This is a genomic window from Rickettsiales bacterium (assembly GCA_033762595.1).
Lineage (GTDB): Bacteria > Pseudomonadota > Alphaproteobacteria > Rickettsiales > UBA8987 > JANPLD01.
In genome coordinates this window covers 1-3,889 of record JANRLM010000084.1, presented here as the reverse complement: position 1 = coordinate 3,889, position 3,889 = coordinate 1, and the positions used below count along the sequence as shown (strand labels likewise).

The 3,889-nt window shown below is 34.8% G+C and carries 3 protein-coding genes; all 3 read left to right on the top strand.

The window, feature by feature from the left end:
- Positions 1-250 precede the first annotated feature (250 nt).
- The 3 genes from ffh to SFT90_05965 all read left to right on the top strand — a co-directional run bounded on the left by ffh (position 251) and on the right by SFT90_05965 (position 3,558).
- Positions 251-1,684 (top strand): signal recognition particle protein, encoded by a 1,434-nt coding sequence (gene ffh / locus SFT90_05975; GenBank protein MDX1950028.1) that lies wholly within the window; start codon positions 251-253, stop codon positions 1,682-1,684.
- 59 nt (positions 1,685-1,743) lie between these two features.
- Entirely contained in the window at positions 1,744-2,367 is a 624-nt protein-coding gene (locus tag SFT90_05970; GenBank protein ID MDX1950027.1) for an Hsp20/alpha crystallin family protein, read from the top strand.
- 276 nt (positions 2,368-2,643) lie between these two features.
- The gene (locus tag SFT90_05965; GenBank protein ID MDX1950026.1) at positions 2,644-3,558 is read left to right on the top strand and encodes an outer membrane protein assembly factor BamD; all 915 of its coding nucleotides are present in this window, start codon (positions 2,644-2,646) and stop codon (positions 3,556-3,558) included.
- The last annotated feature ends 331 nt before the right edge of the window (positions 3,559-3,889 follow it).

Here is a 3,889-nt window from a genome sequence, read left to right as displayed (position 1 = left end):
ACTTATTCTTCTTCAATAAATTTTAATGCGGAAGATTTTGCTGATTATTTATTTGCTAACTATAATTTTCTAAACCAACCTGAGATTCAAAAAGATAGAAATTCCGCACTTTATATCCGCAAGCCAGACGCTAAAATTCCTGTAAATGTTACCAAGATTTCATAGCAGAGCCTAGCGAAGTAATTGTAAAAAAATTTTAATCCCTTATAAAATTTAGTTTGCAAGATAAACCAAAACAAAAAGGTAAAAAGTGTTTGATAAATTAACAGAAAATATTTCTTCAATATTCGGCAAGCTGAAGGGCAGGGGGCTGCTTCGTGAAGAAGATATTAATATCGCAATGCGTGAAATTAGAATCGCCTTGCTTGAAGCAGATGTTGCTTTACCTGTGGTCAAAGATTTTATTGAAAAAGTGAAATCAAAAGCCATCGGTGAGGAAGTTATAAAAAGTGTTTCACCTGCACAAATGGTGGTGAAAATTGTTAATGATGCCTTAATTGAAACGCTTGGAAATTCAGAGGAAAGTGAACTTAATCTCTCTACTACTCCACCGGCAATTATTCTATTTGCTGGTTTGCAAGGTTCTGGCAAAACTACATCGTCAGGTAAAATTGCTGGTTTGCTTAAGAAAAAGCAAGGCAAGAAAGTCCTACTTGCTTCGCTTGATATTTATCGCCCTGCAGCGCAAAAGCAGTTGGAAATTTTAGCTAAACAAGTTGAAGTTGATTCCTTGCCAATTATAGAAGGGCAGAAGCCTCTAGAGATAACAAAGCGTGCCATAAGTGAGGCAAAGCTTGGTGCTTACGATATTCTAATTCTTGATAGTGCCGGCAGAAGCCATATTGACGCAAGCCTAATGCAAGAATTAATTGAAGTCAAAAACTTCGCAAACCCTATTGAAACATTGCTTGCAGTTGACGCAATGACTGGTCAAGATGCGGTGAATATCGCCAAAGAATTTAATGAAAAGGTTGGTGTTACAGGCGTTGTAGTTACTAGAATGGATGGTGATGCAAGGGGGGGTGTGGCACTTTCAATGCGACATATAACTGGCAAGCCAATTAAATTTATCGGCACAGGTGAAAAATTATCTGAGATTGATTATTTTAATGCCGAAAGGGTTGCTGGCAGAATTCTTGGAATGGGCGATATTGTTGCATTAGTTGAAAAAGCTCGTGAGCAGATTAATGTTGAAGATGCTGAAAAATTCGCACAAAAATTGCAAAAAGGCGTGTTTGATTTGAATGATTATTATCGCCAAATTAAGCAAATTCAAAAGATGGGCGGTTTTTCATCGATGATGAGTTTGATGCCGGGTTTATCGCAATTCAAAGATAAAGTTGATGAAATTGGCGTTGATAATAAAATCTTCAAAAGCCAGCTTGCAATTATAGATTCAATGACGAAGCAAGAGAGGAAATTTCCAAAGCTTCTCAACGCTTCCAGAAAACGAAGGGTTGCAAAAGGCTCTGGCACTAATGTTCAAGAGATTAACCAACTCTTAAAGCAGTTTGAGCAAATGCAAAAAGCGATGAAGCAATTTAAGGGCGGTGGGCTTCTCAAAAAAATGGGTATGATGAAAAATTTCGCCAAAATGGGCGGTGGAATGCCTGATTTGTCTTCAATGCCAAACCTCCCAGCCGGTATGAATATCAATGATATTATGAAAAATTTTAAGCAGTAAATCTTGAAAATAATATTCTCGTTACTAAATTTTTTTTTACAACAAATTTTAGGGGTTTTATGCTAATTAAAAAAATATTTTTTCTATTTGCTTTAGCTTTGTTATTTGCTTCCAACCCAAGTTTTTCTTCTAACAATAGAGATGTTCCTTTTACCTTTAGAGGGGAAGAAAATAATGCTGAAAATAATAATCCAGTGCAGCAAATGCATAGGCATATAACTTCTACTTTTGATGAAATGTTTAGAAATTTCTTCAATAATGGCGGTTTTACTTCAGCAGAAAATGGCGTTAATCCATTAGGTGCAGTTCAAATTGGTAATGATAAATTTTTACCATTCTCTGAAAATGCTTTCGGCACTTTTCCTAAAACTGATGTTGTAAAATCAAAAGATAAAATTGATATTTCTATTGAATTACCGGGCGTTGATAAAGATAAAATTTCCCTAGAAATCGCACCAAGTTTTTTAACAATTTCATATAATGATGATGTTCAAAAAGAGCAGAAAGATAAAAATTATTATATCGCAGAGCGTCGTGTTGGCTCGGTTAGAAGGGTGATTCCACTTCCATATGGTGCTAAAATTGATGAAGCTGAAGCCTCATATAAAAATGGCGTTATATATGTTTCTGTGCCAACTGAAGACGAATCAAAATTCAAACCAAGAAAATTAAAGATTAAATAAGGATTTTTAAGCAAGTATAGATTTTACTAAAATATCTAATGTTTTCCTCTTTAGTGTCACCCGCACTTGTTGCGGGGTTAAGCATAAAGCAAGCTCAAAACTTAGTTTATAAGCAATTTCAACCATTAACCACGTAACAAGTGCGGCGTGACAACTAGTGTTTATACAGCTTAAATCTATACTCACCAAACAATGCTATTAAATAAATAAACAATTAAATTGAATTAAAGTTAAAAATATTAATAATCCAAAAATTAAATTTTTTTGGATATAAAAATGAGAAATCTTCTAAATATTATTCTGTTTTTTGGCTTTATTGCAGTGCTTTCGGCTTGTTCTTCTGATGAGGATAAAGTTGAAGAAGCCCTTGATAGCGTTGAAACCTCTGTGCCCGCAGAAGATATATTTGCTGAAGCTCGCAAAGAAATGCAAGCAGCAAATTATGCCAGAGCCATTGAGCTTTTTGGTGAGGTTGAAAGGCTTTATCCATTTTCTGAGCTTGCCCCAAAATCTCGTGTGATGATTGCATATTCTCACTTCAAAGATGAAGAATATGACAAAGCTATTGATACAATTAATAGCTTCATTGACTTAAACCCCGGCAGTAAGGAAATCCAATTTATGTATTACCTAAAAGCAATTTCTTACTATGATAGAATTAAGGATGTCCGCCGTGATCAAGATGTTACTGAGAAAGCCAAAACTTCTTTTGAAGAAATCCTCCGCAGGTTTCCAGATTCTCAATATGCTAAGGAGGCTAAATATAAGCTAACCCTTATCAGAAGCCATTTAGCAGGTAAGGAAATGGAAGTAGGTAGGTTCTATGCAAAACGCAAAAATTATATCGCTGCACTTAATAGATACAAAGAGGTTTTGAACCAATATGATGATACAGAGCAAGCAGAAGAAGCCCTTTACAGGCTGGTTGAAACAAATCTCATTTTAGGAATTGATTCCGAGGCAATTAAATATGCAGGGATTCTCGGCTATAATTACCCTTCAAGCAAATGGTATAAAAGATCTTACAGGCTTATAAAAGGCGATGTTAAAACTGAAAAAACTGAAGAAGATGATGGGTTTTTCTCTTTCCTTTCATTTAGCGATGATGAAGATGAAGAAGCTCCAGAGCTAAAATCCGAAGGCGATAATATTAAAATTGATGATTTATTTGATAAGGAAACTGGCAATTAGAAACTAGAAACTAGAAGCTGGAAACTGGAAACTGGATAATCCTCTCTTACTCTCTTAGGAATTGCGGGCGTGAGGGGATATAATAGTTTTTCATTCTGAGCGAAGCGAGGAATCTAATTTAAGATCTTTCGCTTTGCTCAAGATGACAATTAAAATGAAATTGTTAAAATAACTTTACAAATTTTTCTATCATATCCTATGAATCAAAAATATAAAAATTTTGGAATTGTAGCTGATAAAACTGATCACGCCCAGCAAACTAAGCGTGATCTCATTGAAAAATACAATTTGATAGATTTATCCGGCAATCCAAAATCAAAAGATATTGATG